The organism is Mariniflexile jejuense, from assembly GCF_042675665.1.
In the GTDB taxonomy this organism is placed as follows: Bacteria; Bacteroidota; Bacteroidia; order Flavobacteriales; family Flavobacteriaceae; genus Mariniflexile; species Mariniflexile jejuense.
In genome coordinates this window covers 1-4,405 of record NZ_JBHTJI010000012.1, presented here as the reverse complement: position 1 = coordinate 4,405, position 4,405 = coordinate 1, and the positions used below count along the sequence as shown (strand labels likewise).

The 4,405-nt window shown below is 31.5% G+C and carries 5 protein-coding genes; all 5 read left to right on the top strand.

Features of this window, described 5'->3' with window-relative positions:
- The first annotated feature begins 134 nt into the window (after positions 1–134).
- Complete coding sequence (locus ACFQ1R_RS11620) at positions 135–590, top strand: hypothetical protein (protein ID WP_379926394.1); 456 nt, start codon at positions 135–137, stop codon at positions 588–590.
- Between the two features lie 182 nt (positions 591–772).
- Entirely contained in the window at positions 773–1,435 is a 663-nt protein-coding gene (locus ACFQ1R_RS11615; protein WP_379926393.1) for a DUF4339 domain-containing protein, read from the top strand.
- 158 nt (positions 1,436–1,593) lie between these two features.
- Positions 1,594–2,304: a hypothetical protein gene (locus ACFQ1R_RS11610; protein WP_379926392.1), complete on the top strand. Its 711-nt coding sequence runs from the start codon at positions 1,594–1,596 to the stop codon at positions 2,302–2,304.
- 158 nt (positions 2,305–2,462) lie between these two features.
- Positions 2,463–2,894, top strand: a complete 432-nt coding sequence (locus ACFQ1R_RS11605) for a hypothetical protein (protein ID WP_379926391.1) — start codon at positions 2,463–2,465, stop codon at positions 2,892–2,894.
- 167 nt (positions 2,895–3,061) lie between these two features.
- Positions 3,062–4,210 carry a hypothetical protein gene (locus ACFQ1R_RS11600; protein ID WP_379926390.1) on the top strand — a complete coding sequence of 383 codons (1,149 nt, stop codon included), beginning with the start codon at positions 3,062–3,064 and terminating at the stop codon, positions 4,208–4,210.
- The last annotated feature ends 195 nt before the right edge of the window (positions 4,211–4,405 follow it).

Here is a 4,405-nt window from a genome sequence, read left to right as displayed (position 1 = left end):
ACAATGTATAACCGCAATTACGGCGGATTCGACTACGTCCGAATCCACTCGGAATTGCGAGCGTCAGTTCTTAATCGAAAAACAGTAACTTAAAACCCGTAACTGACGGTTATACGAGACCGTTGTGCGTCATTATGAAAAAACTACTTCAATCAATATTTGGAACAAAAAGAGAAGCAATTAAGGATAATCATAAAATTGAAAAAAGAGAAGATTCACCAATTCCTGAACGTTTTTCAAAATGGATAAATAAAATAGAATCCACAGATTTACCAAATGACAAAATAATTGCTTTCAACTTTGGACTTTTCGAATCTAGCGAATCATATATGATTTATTTAATTGGTTCTGAAAAATATGACACGGAAGATGAAGATTGGGCTTGTGATGTTCAATATGAACCAAAAGACAAATATTTTGACTTATACCAAGCTGACCTAAATAATGCAGAATGGGAAATTGTTTTGGACTTCTCAATAAACCTTATTAAAGACTTTATGAAAACGGAGGATTATAAAAATTGTTTTTTGAGCAAATCAGAATATATTACAACTGGATTTGACGATGGAAATTTGACAAGATTAAAATAACGAACGCACAACACCGTATAAAAAAAATTGCTAGTTTTAGCTAAACCAATGTCAGTTGCTCGTTTGCTTGCTTCTGATTTTCCTTCGGAAAATCCTCGCACACAAACACGCAACTTTCCTTATACATAAACGTTGCCCACCATTTGAAAAAGCATTGTAACTAAAAACAAACTGAATTAATTATGAAAAAATATTACTTACACAACGGAACTGAGCAAGAAGGACCATTTGACATTTCCGATTTGAAAAGTAAAGGAATTACAGCCAAAACAGAAGTTTGGTATGAAGGAATTTCTGATTGGACTAATGCTGATGAAATTGACGAATTGAAAAGTTTATTTCCTAAAGCAACACCACCACCGATTAGACCAAAATCAACGCAAAATGAACAAATTAAAAAGGATAAGAAATTAGGACGAAATTTACAGCTTTTGGGACTTGTGCTTCTTCTTGTAATTATTGGATTTGCAGTTATACCTAACTTGTTTAATAATAATGACAATCCTCAATCATACATTGAGCAAAAAATGACAATTGAAGAAACCGAAAATTCAGACCCTTTGCGCTTTTTAAGCGTTGAGGGAAATTATAATAAAAGTTTTTGGGGAACTGAATTTAAACTAAAAGGAAAAGTAACTAATCGAGCAACCATTGCCGATTATAAAGATTTAGTCATGAGAATAACATACTATTCTCAAACAAAATCTGTAATTGGAACTAAAGACTATACTATTTACCAAGTTTTTCAACCAAATCGAGTAACAGAATTTAAATTGGATGTTGAGAATTATAAAGACGTGGAATCAATCGGATTAGATATTGTCGGAGCAATACCAAATAATTAATCGGAATAAAAAACGGTGGGCAACACCGTGTAAAAATAATTGCTTGGTTCTAGCCTACTCGGAAAATCCTGCGGATTTTCCTCTGGTTCGTTCCATTTTTAGTAAGTTAGTTGCTTGCACACGCAACTATCCTTACACAAACCGTTACAAAACATTAGATGAAACATTTTACAATAACTTTTCTTTTTTTCTCAACATTTTGTTTTTCACAAAAGATATATCAATTTGATTACCTAATTGAGTATGAAATAACTTTCCATCAGGATTCCATTAAAATTAACGATGGCACATTGAGGAAAGTAAATAAGACCAAAAAAGCATATTATCTAACAAACTCCAAGAACAATGAATATCATGCACGAATAACAGAAATGGATAGTTTGAAAAATAAAATTTCTTTCATAGACAATAACGGGGTGTCGGCCAATGTTACATACTTGAAATCTGGTCTTGATGAAGCAGAATTTATAGATATTGAGTGTAAAAATGTGATGCGTTATCAAAGTCAATATAAATACGAGATTAAGAACTACGATTTTATTAAACTGAATGATACTGTCATCAATGGAAAAGCTTATGATAGGTATAAACTGGAATCAGTCAAACCGAAAAGAACAAAAAGGAAGAAACTTGGCATTATATATTATATCATCGATAAGGAAACAGCATTTCATTTGCCCATTTTGGATTTCACAACTGCATATGAAGAATGGAAAAGTGGAAGCCATTTAAATAATGGACTTTTTTTTGAACGATATTATATAGATTATTATGGCAATTTGGGTACAAAAGAAAGGTTGATAAATTATCAGAAAATTGATAAGAAAATAGTAATTGATGATGAATGCAATTACGCTAGAGATAAATAAAAAACGTTTTGTAACACCGTGTATAATTAATTGCTTTGGCAGTGCTTATCCTGAAAATTCCTTCGGAATTTTCTCTGGCAAGTTTTTTTTACTAAATTAGTTGCTGCACACGCAACTAATCATACACAAAACGTTGTACTGCATTTGAAAAACGTCCTATGAGAAATTTATTTTTTGGAAAAATTCTTATGATTTTAATGACAATCCTAATATTTGGTTGCGGAAATACAACAATGTATGACGTTTTTAAAAACGAAAATATCCCTCTAGAATTAAACGGAAAAATAATTGATATTGAATACTACAAAGGTGGAAATACTATCATAACTGTTAGAAATAATACTGGAAAGAACTCTGGAGCTTTTGACAAAAGATTTCATGAATTAGTCCGACTTTGGGATTCAATAAAGAAAAAACCTTATTCGAACAAATGCCTTATCATAAGAAAAGATAGTGTTTTCTTTTTGGATTGTTATGAGTTTGAGGAAAATTTGAAAGACTCATTTCCGAATTTAAGCAAATGGAATGAAAAAATAAAAGGAAAATGGATTTCTAAAAACAATGCAGAAATTAAAAACCTTATTGAGTAATAAAATAAAAACGCAGTACAACACCGTATAAAAAAAATTGCTAGTTTTAGCTAAACCAAAGTTAGTTGCTCGTTTGCTTGCTTCTGATTTTCCTTCGGAAAATCCTCGCACACAAACACGCAACTTTCCTTATACATAAACGTTGGCGGTAATTAAAACTAATCTAAATGGAGGAGTTAATTAATGATTTAAAAAAACTATTCCAAGAAGCTAAGGAAAGAAGCGAATTTGATTTTGTTTTGACTCTGTTGAACTACAGAGGTATGGGAACTCATAAGTTAATGACCAATTTATACGAATGGTTTGAAGCAATTGAATTTTACCAAAATTTATATAACAATCATAACGGAAAAGAAAAAACAAGAATTGGCGCTTTAATTTATTCTACCTTTTTCGAGAATAGTGATTTTTACAATATTATTGGCAGTCTATGTAATGTTCAACTTGGATACAAACCATCATCTTACTTGTTTTGGAAGACCAACAAATATGAAAGGTTGTTAGGAATAGGTGAAAAGCAAGAGGCATTATTTGAGCTTCTAGACGATGCGAGTAAACACCACATCATCGATTTTTTTAAAGAGAATCATATTAAAGAAATTAGGAATACCTTTTTTCATTCTGCCTATGCTTTAAGTGAAGAAGAGTACATACTTCACGATTCTAAACCAATTGTAATTGAAAGTTTGGGCGTTTCTTCATTTAATGTTTCAGAATTCTTTTACCCAAAAGTAGATAACGTCCTAACTTTTTTCGAGTCATTTAAGACACTATACCTTGATGCTTTTTCAAGCTACACAGAAGACAAAGTAGTTAACGGAACATTTCCAAATCCTTGCGAAATAACAATACTGGGTGGTGATAATGGACTAAAAGGTTTTAGAATTAAGAACTCGGTTCAATTCTACGGCAAATGGCACGATTCAGGAATATGGTATAATGGGCAGTATGATATGTATGAAGGACATAACATTAATTTTAATATGCCAAACATTGAAACTGTTGAAATGCGAGAACAGTTGACCCGTTATGAGAATAAAGAAGACATTAATCAAAGTGATGTTGAATTTCACGAACTAGTAAACAATATATCAGATAGGAAAGAACCTTCCGAAATTGCAAGGGCGACTAACTTGCTACTAAAATTTGGTGGATTAAGACAACAGAAAATGGATAAAGAGGAAAACCCTTTTAAAAAAAGAAGTTTCCCAAAATATATTATTCCGTTTTATGAAAAAGCTATCGAAATTGGTAATGGACTATTTGACCCTAAACCAATTCAAGACCAAATAGACAGATTAAATGAACAAAAATAATTAATAAAAACTACCGCCAACAATGTATATGAAATCATAGCACCCTACGGGATGCTACGCTTCATATACTAAACGTTACCCAACATTTGAAAACCAACTAAATATGTTTAAAAGATTATTTAATAAAAAATTTGATTGGCAAAAAGTAAAGGCGTCAGGTGAAGCTTTTCCTAAACCTAAAATATCTGTTGTCTC

Coding starts and splice junctions, on each gene's coding strand:
- ACFQ1R_RS11610 (WP_379926392.1), top strand. CDS start 1,594: ATGAAACATTTTACAATAACTTTTCTTTTTTTCTCAACATTTTGTTTT.
- ACFQ1R_RS11620 (WP_379926394.1), top strand. CDS start 135: ATGAAAAAACTACTTCAATCAATATTTGGAACAAAAAGAGAAGCAATT.
- ACFQ1R_RS11605 (WP_379926391.1), top strand. CDS start 2,463: ATGAGAAATTTATTTTTTGGAAAAATTCTTATGATTTTAATGACAATC.
- ACFQ1R_RS11615 (WP_379926393.1), top strand. CDS start 773: ATGAAAAAATATTACTTACACAACGGAACTGAGCAAGAAGGACCATTT.
- ACFQ1R_RS11600 (WP_379926390.1), top strand. CDS start 3,062: ATGGAGGAGTTAATTAATGATTTAAAAAAACTATTCCAAGAAGCTAAG.